The sequence below is a fragment of the Lichenicoccus roseus genome (genome assembly GCF_005844085.1).
Taxonomy (GTDB): domain Bacteria; phylum Pseudomonadota; class Alphaproteobacteria; order Acetobacterales; family Acetobacteraceae; genus Lichenicoccus; species Lichenicoccus roseus.
Map to the genome: position 1 here is coordinate 230,813 of NZ_VCDI01000003.1, position 15,050 is coordinate 245,862.

Annotated in this window: 17 protein-coding genes; 11 read left to right on the plus strand and 6 right to left on the minus strand. The window is 69.8% G+C overall.

What is annotated here, in order from left to right; genetic code table 11:
• Nucleotides 1-5 precede the first annotated feature (5 nt).
• The 3 genes from FE263_RS10350 to FE263_RS10360 form a co-directional block, all read right to left on the minus strand.
• Complete coding sequence (locus FE263_RS10350; protein WP_138325924.1) at nucleotides 6-419, minus strand: septal ring lytic transglycosylase RlpA family protein; 414 nt, start codon at nucleotides 417-419, stop codon at nucleotides 6-8.
• 104 nt (nucleotides 420-523) lie between these two features.
• A complete protein-coding gene (locus FE263_RS10355) occupies nucleotides 524-1,297 on the minus strand; it encodes an exodeoxyribonuclease III (protein WP_138325925.1) in 774 nt (257 codons plus the stop codon).
• A gap of 8 nt (nucleotides 1,298-1,305) precedes the next feature.
• Nucleotides 1,306-1,692 carry a HesB/IscA family protein gene (locus FE263_RS10360; protein WP_138325926.1) on the minus strand — a complete coding sequence of 129 codons (387 nt, stop codon included), beginning with the start codon at nucleotides 1,690-1,692 and terminating at the stop codon, nucleotides 1,306-1,308.
• 115 nt (nucleotides 1,693-1,807) lie between these two features.
• Between FE263_RS10360 and FE263_RS10365 the strand changes: the two genes are divergently transcribed.
• The 9 genes from FE263_RS10365 to FE263_RS10405 all read left to right on the plus strand — a co-directional run bounded on the left by FE263_RS10365 (nucleotide 1,808) and on the right by FE263_RS10405 (nucleotide 9,180).
• Complete coding sequence (locus FE263_RS10365; RefSeq protein ID WP_138325927.1) at nucleotides 1,808-2,623, plus strand: DALR anticodon-binding domain-containing protein; 816 nt, start codon at nucleotides 1,808-1,810, stop codon at nucleotides 2,621-2,623.
• Nucleotides 2,620-3,450 (plus strand): SPOR domain-containing protein, encoded by an 831-nt coding sequence (locus FE263_RS10370; RefSeq protein WP_138325928.1) that lies wholly within the window; start codon nucleotides 2,620-2,622, stop codon nucleotides 3,448-3,450. Before FE263_RS10365 ends, FE263_RS10370 begins: the two co-directional genes overlap by 4 nt.
• A complete protein-coding gene (gene nagZ / locus FE263_RS10375; protein ID WP_240759340.1) occupies nucleotides 3,450-4,451 on the plus strand; it encodes a beta-N-acetylhexosaminidase in 1,002 nt (333 codons plus the stop codon). The genes FE263_RS10370 and nagZ overlap by 1 nt, the downstream gene beginning before the upstream one ends.
• Nucleotides 4,445-5,293, plus strand: coding sequence for a segregation and condensation protein A (locus tag FE263_RS10380; protein ID WP_138325929.1), 849 nt, complete (start codon nucleotides 4,445-4,447; stop codon nucleotides 5,291-5,293). Before nagZ ends, FE263_RS10380 begins: the two co-directional genes overlap by 7 nt.
• Complete coding sequence (gene scpB / locus FE263_RS10385) at nucleotides 5,290-5,928, plus strand: SMC-Scp complex subunit ScpB (protein ID WP_138325930.1); 639 nt, start codon at nucleotides 5,290-5,292, stop codon at nucleotides 5,926-5,928. Before FE263_RS10380 ends, scpB begins: the two co-directional genes overlap by 4 nt.
• A gap of 66 nt (nucleotides 5,929-5,994) precedes the next feature.
• Entirely contained in the window at nucleotides 5,995-6,573 is a 579-nt protein-coding gene (tatB, locus tag FE263_RS10390; RefSeq protein ID WP_138325931.1) for a Sec-independent protein translocase protein TatB, read from the plus strand.
• 62 nt (nucleotides 6,574-6,635) lie between these two features.
• Nucleotides 6,636-7,442: a twin-arginine translocase subunit TatC gene (gene tatC, locus FE263_RS10395; RefSeq protein ID WP_240759355.1), complete on the plus strand. Its 807-nt coding sequence runs from the start codon at nucleotides 6,636-6,638 to the stop codon at nucleotides 7,440-7,442.
• On the plus strand, nucleotides 7,442-8,713 hold the full coding sequence (serS, locus tag FE263_RS10400; protein WP_138325932.1) for a serine--tRNA ligase: 1,272 nt from the start codon (nucleotides 7,442-7,444) through the stop codon (nucleotides 8,711-8,713). Before tatC ends, serS begins: the two co-directional genes overlap by 1 nt.
• A gap of 71 nt (nucleotides 8,714-8,784) precedes the next feature.
• Complete coding sequence (locus FE263_RS10405; protein WP_138325933.1) at nucleotides 8,785-9,180, plus strand: baeRF12 domain-containing protein; 396 nt, start codon at nucleotides 8,785-8,787, stop codon at nucleotides 9,178-9,180.
• 26 nt (nucleotides 9,181-9,206) lie between these two features.
• Here the strand turns inward: FE263_RS10405 and FE263_RS10410 are convergent, their stop codons facing one another.
• Nucleotides 9,207-10,097 carry an ATP-binding protein gene (locus FE263_RS10410; protein WP_240759357.1) on the minus strand — a complete coding sequence of 297 codons (891 nt, stop codon included), beginning with the start codon at nucleotides 10,095-10,097 and terminating at the stop codon, nucleotides 9,207-9,209.
• A gap of 101 nt (nucleotides 10,098-10,198) precedes the next feature.
• Between FE263_RS10410 and yajC the strand changes: the two genes are divergently transcribed.
• A complete protein-coding gene (gene yajC / locus FE263_RS10415) occupies nucleotides 10,199-10,570 on the plus strand; it encodes a preprotein translocase subunit YajC (protein ID WP_138325934.1) in 372 nt (123 codons plus the stop codon).
• Between the two features lie 38 nt (nucleotides 10,571-10,608).
• Here the strand turns inward: yajC and FE263_RS10420 are convergent, their stop codons facing one another.
• The gene (locus FE263_RS10420) at nucleotides 10,609-11,217 is read right to left on the minus strand and encodes a superoxide dismutase (protein ID WP_138325935.1); all 609 of its coding nucleotides are present in this window, start codon (nucleotides 11,215-11,217) and stop codon (nucleotides 10,609-10,611) included.
• 161 nt (nucleotides 11,218-11,378) lie between these two features.
• Between FE263_RS10420 and FE263_RS10425 the strand changes: the two genes are divergently transcribed.
• A complete protein-coding gene (locus FE263_RS10425; RefSeq protein WP_138325936.1) occupies nucleotides 11,379-12,137 on the plus strand; it encodes a squalene/phytoene synthase family protein in 759 nt (252 codons plus the stop codon).
• 6 nt (nucleotides 12,138-12,143) lie between these two features.
• Here FE263_RS10425 and uvrA read toward each other — a convergent pair whose 3' ends face one another.
• Complete coding sequence (gene uvrA, locus FE263_RS10430) at nucleotides 12,144-15,008, minus strand: excinuclease ABC subunit UvrA (protein WP_138325937.1); 2,865 nt, start codon at nucleotides 15,006-15,008, stop codon at nucleotides 12,144-12,146.
• Nucleotides 15,009-15,050 lie beyond the last annotated feature (42 nt).

The window sequence follows — 15,050 nt, forward strand, 5'->3', positions numbered from 1 at the left end:
GGACGTCAGTGTGTGCTGGCGGTCTCGGTCCGGGGCGGCAGCGCAGTCGGTACCACGGCCACCGGCGCAATGCCCTGCTTCGGCGTGAGGCCGATCTGCTTCGCGGTTGCCGGGGTAAGGTCGACCACGCGACCCTTCGGCACCGGGCCGCGATCCTTGATCGTGACGATGGCTGACTTGCCGGTCTGCAGGTCGGTCACCCGCGCCTTGGTGCCGATCGGCAACGTCTTGCTGGCAGCGGCATTGGAATGCACGTTGAAGCGCTCGCCGTTCGCCATGTGCCGGCCCTGGAAGCGGTTCGAATAGAACGAGGCCTTGCCGACCTGCTTGTGCGGCAGGGTCTGCCCGCTTGCCGAAGCGCTGGTGACGCCGGCGATCATGACAGCCGCGAGCATGGCGGCACCGATCTCAATTCGCATGGAACGCTCCAGATTTTGTGACGCTTGGAACGACCCTGGACAGCTTGAAGTTGCACCGGTGCCGTCAGCGCCGGCATTACACGGATACCGCCGCGATCGCTCGATCAGGCTGGCGCCAGGCTGACCACGAGAGGCACGTGGTCGGAGGGCGAGGGCGCGTCGCGTTCGCCACGGTCGGGGGTGACGGTCAGCAGGCGCTCCGCCAACTTCGGGGACAGCAGGGCGTGGTCGATGCGCAGCCCGCGGTCACGCGGCCAGCAGCCGGCCTGATAGTCCCAGAACGTGTAGGCTGGCCCGCTCGGGTGCACCGCCCGCAACGCATCGGTCAGTCCGAGCCAGAGCAGGCTGCGGAACCGGCTGCGCGTCTGCGGCCGCACCAGCGCGTCGTCAGCGCCCAGCACGCCCGGCGCCAGGTCCTCGTCGGCGGGGCATACGTTGTAGTCGCCGGCGAGGACGAAGTCCTGCTCCAGCGCGAGCAGGGTGCCGGCGCGGTCGTGCAGCGCCCGCATCCAGTCCAGCTTCGCCTGGTAGCCGGCCTCGCCGCCGGAATTGCCATTCGGCAGGTAGAGATTGCCGATGGTGATGCCGCCGAGGGCGATCTCGACGTAGCGGGCGGGCGTGTCTTCCGGCAGGCCCGGCAGCCGGCGATGAATGATCTCGGGGGCCTCGCGGGTCAGGATCGCGACCCCGTTGTAGGCCTTCTGGCCGACGACGACGGCGCGGTAGCCGAGTGCTTCGAACCGCGGCATCGGGAACGCGCCGGTCTCGCACTTGATCTCCTGCAGCAGCAGCGCGTCCGGCTGCTCGCGCTGCAGCCAGCGCTCCACGTGCGCCTCGCGCTGGCGGATCGAGTTGACGTTCCAGGTGGCCAGCTTCACCGGCCGGCTCAGTCGATGGAGAAGCTGGTTCCGCAGCCGCAGGACGAGGTGGCATTCGGGTTGCGGACGGTGAAATGCGCGCCCATCAGCGCCTCGCTGTAGTCGAGCTGCGCGCCGCCGAGCAGGTCCAGGCTCGCCGGATCGACCACCACGCGCGCCTGTCCGGCCCTGATCTCGATATCGTCCGGCTGCGGGGCCGGATCGAGCTTGAAGCTGTACTGGAACCCGCTGCAGCCGCCAGCCAGCACCGCCACTCTCAGAGCGTGCGCCTCCGGGGATGCGGCACCGGGCTGCGCGGCAACGATCTCTGCGATACGCGTCGCGGCGCGCTCGGAGACGGAGAAGCGGGAGACGGGGGCGGGCCCGGGATCCTGGACGGCGGTCGCTGTTTCCATGCTTTTCAGATAGCGTGCCCGGAGGCGTTTCCCAAGTGGATCGCGCAGATCAGGGGATCGCGCAGCCAGGAAGGTGCGGCGGCCCGGTCGGTGCCGGTGTTGATGGAGGTGCGACGTGGCGGCGATCCTGTCGCACCCTGCGCTGATCGAGACCATACGGGAGGTTGTCCCGCTTGCACCGGCTGCGGGCCGGATGGCGGACATCCGGATGTGGCGGTCCCGTCGCCCCCGGTGCGGTGACGTCAGCACCGATGCTGCCCTCGTCCTGGCCGGCGACGCGGGCCGGCCGGCAGTCTCGCTGGCCGGGGAGGTGGCGGCCCGGCTGGGCATGCTCCCCGCGATCGACGATGCCGCCGTCTCCGGTCCGGGCTTCATCAATCTCACCTTCGCCGACGATGCCTTGGCCCGGCTGCTTCCCCGTCTGCTGGCAAAGCCTGCCGGGGCTGGCCGACCGGCGCCTGTGCCGTGGCTCGTGCCGCCGGGGTGCATGGACCTGCGCGATTTCCGGTTCAGGATCCAGTACATGCATGCACGCTGCGCAAGCGTGGTCCGGGCCGCAGCCGAAGACCCCGCCGCCGGATGGATCGGCGAGCTTGCGCGCATTCGCGCCGGCCGGATCGCATCCACGCCGACCGGCATCCGGCGGACGCTGCTCTGCGAACTCGAACAGGGCTGCGTGCTGCTCGACCCTGCCGCGCCGCCGGTGGACCGGCACCGCGTATGGCGCTGGCTCGGCGCGCTGTCGGAGGTTTTCGAAGCGGTGTGGGACGAATCGGGCCTGCATGCGACACTCGGGCTGGCCGTCCGGGCCCTGGAGCAGGCGCAGGCCGATCGGGCGCTTGTCGATCTGGCCCTGATGCTGGCGACGGCGGATGCGGTCCAGGCCGGGCTCTGGTGCCACGGGATGACGGCGGCCGAGGAGATACGATGACCCCAGTCGACGAGGATCGCGCGCTGGACGAGGAAGATGGCGGCCGCTACGGCGCGTCGGACCAGCGTGGCCGGGAGGCGATGGACCCCGCAACCAGGCGGCTGGCGATCATCGCGGGCGGGATCGGCCTGCTGCTGGCGATCCTGGTCGGCGGCTGGGCGTTTGGCGGCAGGCATGCCGGAAGTATTCCGGTGATCGAGGCTGCGGCCGGGCCGGTGCGCCTGAAGCCGGTCGATGCTGGCGGCATGCAGGCGCTGGGAGCGCAGGCGCCGCCGCCGGTGAACGGCAACGGCCGGGAGGCGCTTGCGCCGGGGCCGGAAGCGCCGCGTCCGGAGGCGTTGCAGGCCGAGGTCGATGCTGCCCGGCGGGCGGCGGATCAGGGCAGTGGCGACGCCGTCGCCGCTCCGCCGAAGGTCTCCCGCCAGTCGCCCGCGGCAACCACGCCACCGCCGATCCTGCCGGGCGCGCCGGACAAGGCGAGCGAGCAGCCGGCGCCGGCCAGGGACCTGCGCACCGATGTTTTGCCGGCGCCGGCTGCGGGATCGGCTTCCACCGGCGGGGCGTCCGGCGGGATTGCCATACAGCTTGCGGCCGTCGACAGCCACGATGCCGCACAGGCGGAATGGAAGCGGTTGTCGGGTCGCCATCCCGGGCTGTTCACCCCGGAGATCGACGGCGGCAAGACGCCTGAGGTGCTGCGCGCTGATCGCGACGGCCATGCGATCTATCGGCTGCGCATGCGTGGCTTCGGCAGCCAGGCCGCGGCGCTGTCCTTCTGCAGGCAGGCGCGGGCCCAGGATGTCGCCTGCACCGTCGCCGATTTCTGATGATGGCCGCACCGCTCGCCGCGATCGTCGGTGTCTCCGGTCCGGAACTGACACCGGCAGAGGCCGGCCTGCTGGGACGGTGCGCGCCGCTGGGCGTGATCCTGTTCCGGCGCAACATCCTGTCGGCGGCGCAGCTGAAGGCGCTGATCGCCTCGATCCGCGCCGTGCTGCCGCCGGACGGCCTGCTGATGGTCGACCAGGAGGGTGGGCGGGTCGCCCGTCTGCGTCCGCCGCAGTGGCTGGCGCATCCGCCGGCAGCCTGGATCGGCAGGCTGCACGAGCGCGATCCTGCCGGCGGCATCCGGGCGGCCTGGCTCACCGGCGCCTTGATCGGGATCGACTGCCGGCAGGCCGGTTTCGACGTGGTCGCCGCACCCGTGCTCGATCGGCGGGTCGCCGGAGCCAACGACGTCATCGGCGACCGCGCCCTCGGGCGGGTCCCGCAGGCGATCGCCGACCTGGGCCAGGCGGTGGCGCGCGGCCTGCTGGCGGCGGGCGTGCATCCGGTGGCCAAGCACGTGCCGGGCCATGGCCGTGCCGTCCTGGACAGCCATCTCGCCATGCCCGAACTGGATCGCATCGAGCCGGACGATCTCGAGCCGTTCCGTCTGCTCGCCTGGCTGCCCTGGATGATGACGGCGCACATCCGCTTCCGGCACGACGACGCCGCGAACCCGGCGACCTGGTCCCGACCGATCCTGCAGGGAGTGGTGCGCGGACGGATCGGCTACCGCAACCTGCTGGTGTCGGACGACCTTGCCATGCAGGCGCTGTCCGGGCCGGCCGGCGCACGCGCGGCGGCGGCCCTGGAGGCGGGCTGCGACATCGCGCTGCATTGTTCCGGGGTGTTCGAGGAAACCGCCGACGTGCTGGCGCGGGTGCGGCCGCTCGATGCGCCGGCGCTGCACCGGCTGGCCGCGGCTCGCGCCACGGTCGAGCAGCATCGCCGCCCGCTGGATGCCCGGCTGCTCGCGGCAGAGCGCGACGGCCTGCTGTGCTAGGGCAGGCTCCCGACGCCGTCGCACCGGGGACCGAGGCTGGCCCGGCGTGTCCTCTCCTGGTGCTTGACGGCTACGAGGGGCCGCTCGACCTGCTGCTGGAACTGGCGCGGGCGCAGAAGGTCGATCTCGCCCGCATCTCGATCCTGCGGCTGGTGGAGCAGTATCTCGCCGTGGTCGAGCAGTCCCGCGCGATCCGGCTGGAGCTTGCCGCCGACTGGCTGGTGATGGCGGCGTGGCTGGCCTGGCTGAAATCGCGCCTGCTGCTGCCGCAGGAGGACGAGGATGCCGCCGATGGCGAGGAGGCCGCCGGGCTGCTGCAGGCAAGGCTGGCGGAACTGGGCCATGTCGGGCGGGCGGCGGGCTGGCTGAGCGGCCGCGACCAGCTCGGACACGAGGTGTTCTGTCGCGGCGCCGCCGAGGAGCTCACCGAGATCGACCGCTCCGGGCTGGTGCTGGAGCTGCCGCAGCTGCTCGGCGCCTACATGGCGGCGATGCGCCGGACCGCGCGGCGGCGGGTCTACCGGCCGAAGCCGCTGGCGTTCTGGACGGTGCAGGATGCGCTGGCCCGGCTGCGCATGCTGCTCGGCGGCGACCTGCCGAACTGGTGCGCGCTGGACAGCATGCTGCCGGATTTCATCCGCGCCCAGGCCGTGACCGTGGGCGAGGGTGGCGGCGACAATGCCCAGGCGTCGCGGGAACGGCGGGCGGCGATGGCCGGAATGCTGATCGCAGGCCTGGAGCTGGCCCGCAGCGGTGCGCTCGAACTGCGCCAGGAGCATGCCTTCAGTACCATCCTGCTGCGTCGTGCGGATCCCGCCATCATCCAGGAGGCAGCGGAATGAGCGGGACGGAGACGGTGCCGGTGCTGGCAAGGGCCGTGCGGCTGGCGGAGGCGATGCTGTTCGCCAGCGCCGAGCCGGTCCGCGAGCGCGCCCTGCTTGATCTGCTGCAGAGCCAGGACGCGCTGCCGGACGGCGAGGATGTATCCGCGGCGCTCGGGGCGGTGCTGGCGGCGCTGCAGGCATCCTGTGCCGACCGCGCGGTGCAGCCGGTGCAGGTTGCCGGTGGCTGGCAGTTCCGCACCGTGCCCGAACTGGCGCCGGCCCTCACCAAGGTGATGCACCGCCCGCGCCGGCTGCCCAGGGCGGCGATGGAGACGCTGGCCATCATCGCCTACCACCAGCCCTGCACGCGGACCGAGATCGAGGAGATACGCGGCGTATCGCTCGGCCAGGCGACCCTGGACGGTCTGCTCGAAGCCTCGCTGATCGTGCCGCGCGGACGCAAGGAGGTGCCTGGGCGGCCGGTGCTGTGGGGCACGTCACCGGCCTTCCTGAGCCATTTCGGCCTGCGCGACCTGCGCGACCTGCCGCGCCGGGAGGAACTGCTGGTCGAGCTGCCCTCCGTGGCGACGCCGGCAGACGCAGCCGGGACGGACGCCGGGCAGCCGGTTTCGGCCGAACGGGAGGCATGCTAGTCCTGCCGACGATGCGGGCGCGGTGGCGCCGCGCCGGCGGAAGAAACCATCCCATGCCAGGGCACCATGTTTGACTTCGCCGGGTCCGAGATCGCCCTGATCGGCATCGTCGCCCTGATCTTCATCGGGCCGAAGGACATGCCGACTGCGATCAGGGCGGTCACCAACATCCTGAAGAAGGGCCGCAAGCTCGCCGGCGAGTTCCAGACCCATGTCGACGAGATGGTACGCGAGGCGGATCTCGGCGAGGCCCGCGACTCGTTCCGGCAACTGCGCAGCATGAACCTGCGCGGCCAGATCATGCGGACCCTGGACAGCGACGGCGGCCTGCGACGGACCCTGACCGAGAACCCGCTCTCGCCGGTGCCGGCAGCCGCCGCGACGGCGCTGCCTGGCGCGGTCGACATCGGAACGGCGGTCAGCGGCCAGAGCCTGCTCGACAAGGGGACGGTGTCGATGCCGCCTCCATACAGGCCGGCGCCGCATGCGCCCGACGAGGCGATCGAGCTTGCGGAGAGCACCGACCCGGCGCCGGTGGTGATTCCGCCGCGCACCGCCGCCCGGCTGCGTCGCGAGCGGGCCGCTGCCCCGCCGCCCTGGTTCCTGCCGCCCTCGGCGTCGCGGCCGCAGGCGAGCCGGTACTAGACGACAGGCTTCCGCATCCCCGCCTGATGCTCTAGGTCCCTAGCCATGCTCCAGACCCCGCCATGCCCCCAGACGGCGTAGGTACCGGTTCCGTGACCGGCGATGCCATCGACGACAAGCCGATGCCGCTGCTCGAGCATCTGGTCGAGTTGCGCCGGCGGCTGCTCTGGTCAGCGGTGTCGTTCGCGATCTGCTTCCTGGTCTGCTACCATTTTTCGGCTCGCATCTACCTGTTCCTGGCGCAGCCGCTGGCGACCATCATGCGCCAGAAGGGTGAGCAGCCTCATCTCATCTATACAGCGCTCTACGAGGCGTTCTTCACCTACATCAAGGTGGCGTTCTTCGGCGCGGGTTTCTTCTCGTTTCCGGTGGTTGCGAGCCAGATCTGGATCTTCGTCGCACCCGGCCTGTACCGCAGCGAGAAACGCGCGTTCCTGCCGTTCCTGGTTGCCACCCCGATCCTGTTCCTGCTTGGCGCGGCACTGGCATATTATTTCGTATTTCCATTCGCCTGGCGGTTCTTCCTCAGCTTCCAGACGAACAACACCGACGGGCTGCAGATCGAGCTGCAGGCCAAGGTGAGCGAATACCTCGCCCTGGTGATGAAGCTCATCATGGCGTTCGGCATAGCCTTCGAGCTGCCGGTGGTGCTCACCCTGTGCGCCAAGGTCGGACTGGTGACCTCGAAGGGCCTGCGGAAAGTCCGCCGCTACGCCTATGTCGGCGCCTTCGTGGTCGCCGCGGTGCTGACTCCGCCCGACGTCATCACCCAGACCGGCCTCGCGGTGCCGCTGATCGCGCTCTACGAGATCTCGATCTTCACCGCCAAGCTGGTCGAGCCGAAGGCGGTCGTCGAGGAGGAGGCCTGATGCATGATCTGCGGGCGCTGCGTGCCGATCCGGCCGGCTTCGATGCCGATCTCGCGCGTCGCGGCGCACCCGGGGTGGCAAAGGTGCTGGTGGCGCGCGACGAGGCCCGCCGCGCTGCGCTGACTGCCCTGCAGGACCGGCAGTCGCACCGCAACACGCTGTCCAGGCAGATCGGGCAGGCCAGGCGCATCGGTGCCGACAGCGCGTCGCTGGAAGCCGAGGCGGTCGCCCTGCGCGGCGAGATCGAGACACTGGAGCGCGACGCGGCCCGGCTCGACAGCGAGATCCGCGCGGCGCTGGCCGAGCTGCCGAACCGGCTTGATCCAGAGGTGCCGGACGGTGCCGACGAGAGCGCCAACGTGGTGGTGCACGAGCGCGGCACCCGGCGTGACTTCGATTTCGCGCCACGTCAGCATTTCGAGCTCGGCGAGGCGCTGGGCATGATGCAGTTCGAGCAGGCCGCCAAGCTGTCGGGCAGCCGTTTCACCATCCTGCGTGGGCCGCTCGCCCGGCTGGAGCGCGCGCTCGGCCAGTTCATGCTCGACACCCATACCGGCGCGAACGGCTACCAGGAGGTGGCGGTGCCGGTGCTGGTCAACGAGGCGGCCATGTATGGCACCGACAAGCTGCCGAAATTCGCCGACCAGTCCTTCGTCACCACGGACGGGCGCTGGCTGATCCCGACCGCCGAGGTGCCGCTGACGATGCTGGCAGCCGGCGAGATCATCGACGCGGCGACCCTGCCGCACCGCCTGACCGCGCTGTCGAACTGCTTCCGTTCCGAGGCGGGCGCCGCCGGGCGGGATACCCGCGGCATGCTGCGCCAGCACCAGTTCCAGAAGGTCGAGATGGTGTCGGTGACCACGCCGGAGGCCAGCGCGGCCGAGCACGAGCGCATGACCGCGTGCGCCGAGGGCATCCTCGACCGGCTCGGGCTGGCCTGGCGGCGCATGCTGCTGTGCGCCGGCGATACCGGCTTCGGCGCCGCGCGCACCTACGATCTCGAGGTCTGGCTGCCGGGGCAGCAGGCCTGGCGGGAGATCAGCTCCTGCTCCAACACCCGTGACTTCCAGGCCCGCCGGATGAACGCGCGCTATCGGCCGACGGGAGGTGGCGCCCCGGAATTCGTGCACACGCTGAACGGGTCGGGCCTGGCGGTCGGCCGGACGCTGATCGCGGTGATGGAGACGTGGCAGCAGTCGGACGGCTCGATCACCGTGCCGCCTGCGCTCGAAACCTATCTGCCCGGTCTGCGGCGGATCGCCGCCTGACGGTCCGGCCGGCGGCGGCGAACAGTTGCCGCCGCGCTGCGTTCCATGCTCCGGACAAGGGGATATACGAGATGAGCAAGGGAACGACCTGGTATGTGGTGGCGGATGGCGGCAAGGCCCGCATCCTCGCCGGAGATGCCGACAACCTGCGGACGCTGCAGCATTTCGACGCCAGCGGGCATGGCGACACCGATGAGGATGCCAGCGCCGGGACGAGCCAGCTGAAGGCGCCGAAATCCGATCCGCACGACCAGTCGAAGTCGCACTTCGCAAAGCAAGTCGCGGCGCGCCTGAACGAGGCGGTGCGCACCGGCAAGGTCGACGAGATCGTGCTGGCAGCCCCCGCGCATATGCTGCACGACATCCGCGAGGCGCTCGACAAGGCGGCGTCGGCCAAGCTGGGCAAGTCCCTCAGCAAGGACCTCACCAACACCCCGGAGCACGACCTGGCCGCGCATTTCGCCTGAGCGAAGGCGGCCGGAGCCGGCGGCGGCTAGGTGCCGCCGGCCAGCCGTCCGGTCAGGTCGTCGATGAACTGGATCGCGACCCGGCCGGAGCGACTGCCGCGCGTGATCGACCATTCGTTGGCCCGGGCATGCAGCGCCTCGCGCCCGATGTGCAGGTCTCGTGCGGCGGCATAGGCCTCCACCATCGCCAGGTAGTCGGGCTGGCTGCAGTTGTGGAAGCCGAGCCACAGACCGAAGCGGTCCGACAGCGACACCTTCTCCTCGGTCGCCTCGTTCGGGTTGATGGCGGTGCTGCGCTCGTTCTCGATCATGTCCCGCGGCATCAGGTGCCGGCGGTTGCTGGTGGCGTAGAACAGTACGTTGGCGGGGCGGCCCTCGATGCCGCCGTCGAGCACCGACTTCAGCGCCTTGTAGTCGGCGTCCTCACGCTCGAAGGAGAGGTCGTCGCAGAACACCAGGATGCGTCGCAAGGTCTGGCGCAACAGCCCGAGCAGGATCGGCAGGGTGGCGAGGTCGTCGCGCTGGATCTCGATCAGCAGCAGCGTGTCGGTGCCGTGCCGGTCCTGGTTCACCTCGTGATGCACCGCCTTCACCAGCGACGACTTGCCCATGCCGCGGGCGCCCCAGAGCATCGCGTTGTTGGCCGGCAGCCCGCGCGCGAACCGCGCCGTGTTGTCCAGGATGAGATCGCGCTGGCGCTCTATTCCGTGCAGCAGGGCAAGGTCGACATGGCTCACCGCCCCGACGGGGGCAAGGCGGCCCTGCTCGGGATGCCAGACATAGGCGGTCGCGTCGTCCAGCGAGCCGAGCACCGCCGGCGGTGGCGCCAGCCGCTCCAGGGCGTCGGCGATACGGGTCAACACCCGGTTGTCGATGTGCGGCGTCTCGAAATCGGGCAATGCAGGATCCTGGCTCACGGCGCTGCTTGACGGCGCGGTGGCGAAACCTATGGTCCGCGACCTGAGGCGGCAAGGCTCGCGCCGTCCCGATCTGCGAGCAGCACCAGGAACACCGAGCGATGAGCCTCTTTTCCACCCCAGCCTACGCGCAGGACGCCGGCGGCGGCATGTTCGGCAATCTCGCAGGGCTGAGCCAGTTCCTGCCGATCGTCCTGATCTTCGTGGTGTTCTACTTCCTGCTGATCCGGCCGCAGCAGCAGAAGCAGCGGCAGCTGAAGACCATGGTATCGGCACTCAAGCGCGGCGACCGGGTGGTGACCTCCGGCGGCATCCTTGGCACCGTTCAGAAGGTGCGCGACGGCGCCAACGAGGTCGAGGTCGAGATTGCGCCGAACGTGCGTGTGCAGGTGGTGCGCGACACCATCAGCACCGTGCTCAGCTCGGTGGCGGCGAACGATGCCGCTCCTCCGGCCAAGGTCGTCAAGGAGTAGGGGGCGGCCCGGTCGATGGCTCGGCCGGGCCTGCCTGATCAGGCCGCCTTGAGCTGCGCCTCGGCGAACTCGTAGTTGGCGATCTTGTCGAGGAAGTTGGTCACGTAGTCAGGCCGGCGGTTGCGGAAGTCGATGTAGTAGCTGTGCTCCCAGACATCGAGGCCGAGCAGCACCTTGCCCTCGCCGGTGGCGACCGGATTGGAGCCGTTCGGCGACTTGGTCACCTTGAGCTTGCCGTCGCTGCCGGCGACCAGCCATGCCCAGCCGGAACCAAACTGGGTGGTGGCGGCGGTCTTGAAGGCCTCCTTGAACTTCTCGACGCTGCCGAAGTCCTCGGTGATCTTGCTCTCCAGCGACCCGGGGATCGCGCCGCCGGTCGGCGACAGCGCCTGCCAGAACACGATGTGGTTCCAATGCTGGCCCGCATTGTTGAAAACCGGCGCCATCTCTGCATTGCCGTGGCTATGCTTGATGATGTCCTCGAGCGACTTGCCCTGCAGGGCCTCGTTCTTCTCGACGAAGCCGTTCAGCGCGGTGACGTAGGCCTGGTGATGCTTGTCGTGATGCAGCTCGAGCGTCTCCTGGCACATGCCGCGCCCGGCAAGGGCGTTGTAGGCATACGGCAGTGGCGGCAGTTCGAAGGCCATGCGGAATTCTCCTTAGCTTGTGGTGCTCTACGACAACCACCTAGCGTTTCGCGGCAGCGCAGGTTTGCGCTTCGTCTCAGGCACGCCTGTCTCAGCTATGGAGCATCCCGCGCGTCGTCAAGCGAGTTGCCGTGCTTGACACGCGGCGTCATCTGACGGTCATGGCCAACTCCCTCTCCGCTGCCGGCGCGATCGCACAGCGCCACGATCCCGACCGCTTCCTCACCGCGTTGTTCGCGCCGGCCGTTCGACGCGAGCGCCTGTTCGTGCTGATCGCTGTCAACCACGAGCTGGTGCGGGCGCTGGAGATGACCACGTCCCGCGCCATCGCCGGCCCGATGGCGGCGCTGATCCGGCTGCAGTGGTGGCGCGATGTCATCGAGGGACGGTCGGCAGGCCACGAGCTGGCGGCGCCGCTGCAGGCGATGCTCGGCGATCACACCTTGCCGCGCGAGACCCTGCTGGAGGTGATAGAGGCGCGCGAGGCCGAGGCGGAGGGTCTGGAGACCATGCAAGCCTGGCGGGAAGCCATGCTGGGCGGGCCGGGCGGGCTGCAGGTGGCGTTCGCACAGGCGCTGGGCGAGAAGGATCCGGATGTGCTGCGCCGGCTGCGGGCGGCTGGGGCTGCCTATGGGGCCGGCGCACTGCTGCGGCACCTTCCGGCGGTCCTGGCGCTGGGACGCGAACCGTTTCCGCCGGATGCCCCGCCGGACAGGGCTGCCTGGCTGCGCGAGGAGGGCCAGGGATGGCTGTCGCAGGCCGGGCGGCCGGGTCTGTCCCGCCCGTGCCGCGCCGCGGGGCTGATCAGGGTGCTGGCGTCGCGCGACCTGTCTGCGTCGCATGACAACCCCGCCGCCGCGCAGCGTGGACTGGGCGATCGGCTGGCAGTCCTGGCGGCCTCGCTGCGCGCCAGGCCGTGAACCAGGTCAGGCGCGCTTGCGCTTGCGAGGAACCGGCAGCATCGGCGCCAGGAAGCGGCCGGTATGGCTCTCCGGGCTGGCGGCGATGTCCTCCGGAGTGCCGACGGCGACGATCCGGCCGCCGCCTTCGCCACCTTCCGGGCCAAGGTCGAGCACCCAGTCGGCGGTCTTGATGACCTCGAGATTGTGCTCGATGACCAGGATGGTGTTGCCCTGGTCGACCAGGGCATGCAGCACTTCCAGCAACTTGCGGACATCCTCGAAATGCAGGCCCGTGGTCGGCTCGTCGAGGATGTACAGCGTGCGGCCGGTGGCGCGCCGGGCCAGTTCCTTGGACAGCTTGATGCGCTGCGCCTCGCCGCCGGACAGCGTGGTCGCCTGCTGGCCGAGCTTGACGTAGCCAAGGCCGACCCGCTGCAGGATCGACAGCCGGTCGTGGATACGGGTGGCGGCCGAGAAGTACGGCACCGCCTCGTCGACCGTCATGTTCAGCACGTCGGCGATCGACTTGCCGCGGAACTTCACCTCCAGCGTCTCGCGGTTGTAGCGGGCGCCCTTGCAGGTGTCGCAGGTGACGAACACGTCGGGCAGGAAGTGCATCTCGATCTTCAGCACGCCGTCGCCCTGGCAGGCCTCGCAGCGGCCGCCCTTGACGTTGAAGCTGAAGCGGCCGGGCTTGTAGCCGCGCGCCTTGCTGTCCGGCAGCTCGGCGAACCAGTCGCGTATCGGCGCGAACAGGTCGGTGTAGGTGGCCGGATTCGAGCGCGGCGTGCGGCCGATCGGCGACTGGTCGATGTCGATGATCTTGTCGAGCAGCTCCAGCCCCTCGATCGCCTCGTGCGGCGCCGGCACCTCGCCCGATCCCATCAGCCGCCGTGACAGCGCCTTGTACAGCGTGTCGACCACCAGGGTGGATTTGCCGCCGCCGGAGACCCCGGTGATGCAGGTGAAGGTGCCGAGCGGGAAGTGCGCGGTGACGTTCTTCAGGTTGTTGCCGTGTGCGCCGATGACGCTGACCTGCCGGCTCTTGTCGCGTGGACGCCGCTGCGCCGGGACCTCGATGCGCTTGCGGCCGGAGAGGTATGCCCCGGTGAGGCTGTCGGGATGATTGGCCACCTCGTCGGGGGTGCCGTGCGCGATGACGTGGCCGCCCAGGGTGCCGGCGGCGGGTCCCATGTCGATCAGGTAGTCGGCGGCGCGTATCGCCTCCTCGTCGTGCTCCACCACCAGCAGCGTGTTGCCGAGGCGCTTGAGCCGCTCGAGGGTGCCGAGCAGGCGCTCGTTGTCGCGCTGGTGCAGGCCGATCGATGGCTCGTCAAGCACGTACAGCACGCCGGTCAGGCCGGAACCGATCTGGCTGGCGAGCCTGATGCGCTGGCTCTCGCCGCCCGAGAGCGTGGCCGATCCACGCGATAGCGTCAGGTAGTCGAGCCCGACATCGTCGAGGAAGCGCAGCCGCTCGACGATCTCGCGCAGGATGCGCCGGGCGATCTCGCGGCGCTGCGGGCTGAGCTGCGGCTCGACCTCGCTGAACCAGGTCAGCGCCCGGCGGATCGGCAGCTCGGAGGCCTCGGCGATGGTGGAGCCGGCCACCTTCACGCAAAGCGCTTCGGGACGCAGGCGGGCGCCGTGGCAGACCTCGCACGGCTTCTCGGCCTGGTAGCGCGACAGCTCCTCGCGCACCCAGGCGCTGTCGGTCTCGGTGAGGCGCCGCTGCAGGTTGCGCAGCACGCCCTCGAACGGCTTGGTCACCTTGTAGGCGCGGCGGTCGTCCTTGTAGGTGAACTCGACATCCTCCTTCGTGCCGAACAGGATGGCGTCGCGCACCGCCTCGGGCAGGTCGTGCCAGGGCAGCGCGGTGCTCACCTTGAAGTGCCGGGCGAGGCTCTGCAGGGTCTGGTCGTAGTACGGGCTTTGGGTGCCGTTCCAGGGCGCCACCGCGCCGCGCGTCAGGCTCAGCGTCTCGTCGGGGATCGCCAGCAGCGGGTCGAAGAAGCTCTCCAGACCGATGCCGTCGCAGGCCGGGCAGGCGCCCTGCGGCGCATTGAAGGAGAACAGCCGCGGCTCGATCTCCTCCAGGGTGAAGCCACTGACCGGGCAGGCGAAGCGCGACGAGAACACCGTGCGGGCCGGCTCGGCCTTGCTGCCCTCGCGCAGCGCCTCCTCGGCATAGACCAGCCCGTCGGACAGCCCGAGCGCGGTCTCGAAGCTGTCTGCAAGGCGGGACTGGATGCCATCCTTGACAACCACGCGGTCGACCACCGCCTCCAGCGTGTGCTTGAGCTTGCGGTTCAGGTTCGGCACGTCGCCGATGTCGTACAGGGTGCCGTCCACCTTGGCGCGGGTGAAGCCGCGACGCTGCAGCTCGGCCAGTTCCTTGCGATACTCGCCCTTGCGGTCGCGGATGACGGGAGCCAGCAGCAGCAGCCTGGTGCCCTCGGGCATCGCCATCACCCGGTCGACCATCTGGCTGACCGTCTGCGCCTCAATCGGCAGGCCGGTGGCGGGCGAGTAGGGGATGCCGGCGCGCGCCCACAGCAGGCGCATGTAGTCGTGCACCTCGGTGATGGTGCCGACGGTGGAGCGCGGGTTGCGGCTGGTGGTCTTCTGCTCGATCGAGATGGCGGGCGACAGGCCCTCGATCGAGTCGACGTCCGGCTTGCCCATCAGCTCCAGGAACTGGCGCGCATAGGCGGACAGGCTCTCGACGTAGCGGCGCTGGCCCTCGGCATAGATGGTATCGAAGGCAAGCGAGGACTTGCCGGAGCCGGACAGGCCGGTCACCACGGTGAGCTGGTCACGCGGGATATCGACGTCGATGTTCTTGAGGTTGTGCTCGCGCGCGCCACGCACCCGGATCGAAGGCGTCATCCGTGGTTTCCTGCTTCTGGTCGTTCGTTCATACTATGTTCC

Excerpts from the sequence above, each read along its gene's own strand:
- FE263_RS10350 (WP_138325924.1), bottom strand. The coding sequence starts at position 419 with ATGCGAATTGAGATCGGTGCCGCCATGCTCGCGGCTGTCATGATCGCC.
- FE263_RS10360 (WP_138325926.1), bottom strand. The coding sequence starts at position 1,692 with ATGGAAACAGCGACCGCCGTCCAGGATCCCGGGCCCGCCCCCGTCTCC.
- FE263_RS10370 (WP_138325928.1), top strand. The coding sequence starts at position 2,620 with ATGACCCCAGTCGACGAGGATCGCGCGCTGGACGAGGAAGATGGCGGC.
- nagZ (WP_240759340.1), top strand. The coding sequence starts at position 3,450 with ATGATGGCCGCACCGCTCGCCGCGATCGTCGGTGTCTCCGGTCCGGAA.
- scpB (WP_138325930.1), top strand. The coding sequence starts at position 5,290 with ATGAGCGGGACGGAGACGGTGCCGGTGCTGGCAAGGGCCGTGCGGCTG.
- tatB (WP_138325931.1), top strand. The coding sequence starts at position 5,995 with ATGTTTGACTTCGCCGGGTCCGAGATCGCCCTGATCGGCATCGTCGCC.
- tatC (WP_240759355.1), top strand. The coding sequence starts at position 6,636 with ATGCCCCCAGACGGCGTAGGTACCGGTTCCGTGACCGGCGATGCCATC.
- serS (WP_138325932.1), top strand. The coding sequence starts at position 7,442 with ATGCATGATCTGCGGGCGCTGCGTGCCGATCCGGCCGGCTTCGATGCC.
- FE263_RS10405 (WP_138325933.1), top strand. The coding sequence starts at position 8,785 with ATGAGCAAGGGAACGACCTGGTATGTGGTGGCGGATGGCGGCAAGGCC.
- yajC (WP_138325934.1), top strand. The coding sequence starts at position 10,199 with ATGAGCCTCTTTTCCACCCCAGCCTACGCGCAGGACGCCGGCGGCGGC.
- FE263_RS10420 (WP_138325935.1), bottom strand. The coding sequence starts at position 11,217 with ATGGCCTTCGAACTGCCGCCACTGCCGTATGCCTACAACGCCCTTGCC.
- FE263_RS10425 (WP_138325936.1), top strand. The coding sequence starts at position 11,379 with ATGGCCAACTCCCTCTCCGCTGCCGGCGCGATCGCACAGCGCCACGAT.
- uvrA (WP_138325937.1), bottom strand. The coding sequence starts at position 15,008 with ATGACGCCTTCGATCCGGGTGCGTGGCGCGCGCGAGCACAACCTCAAG.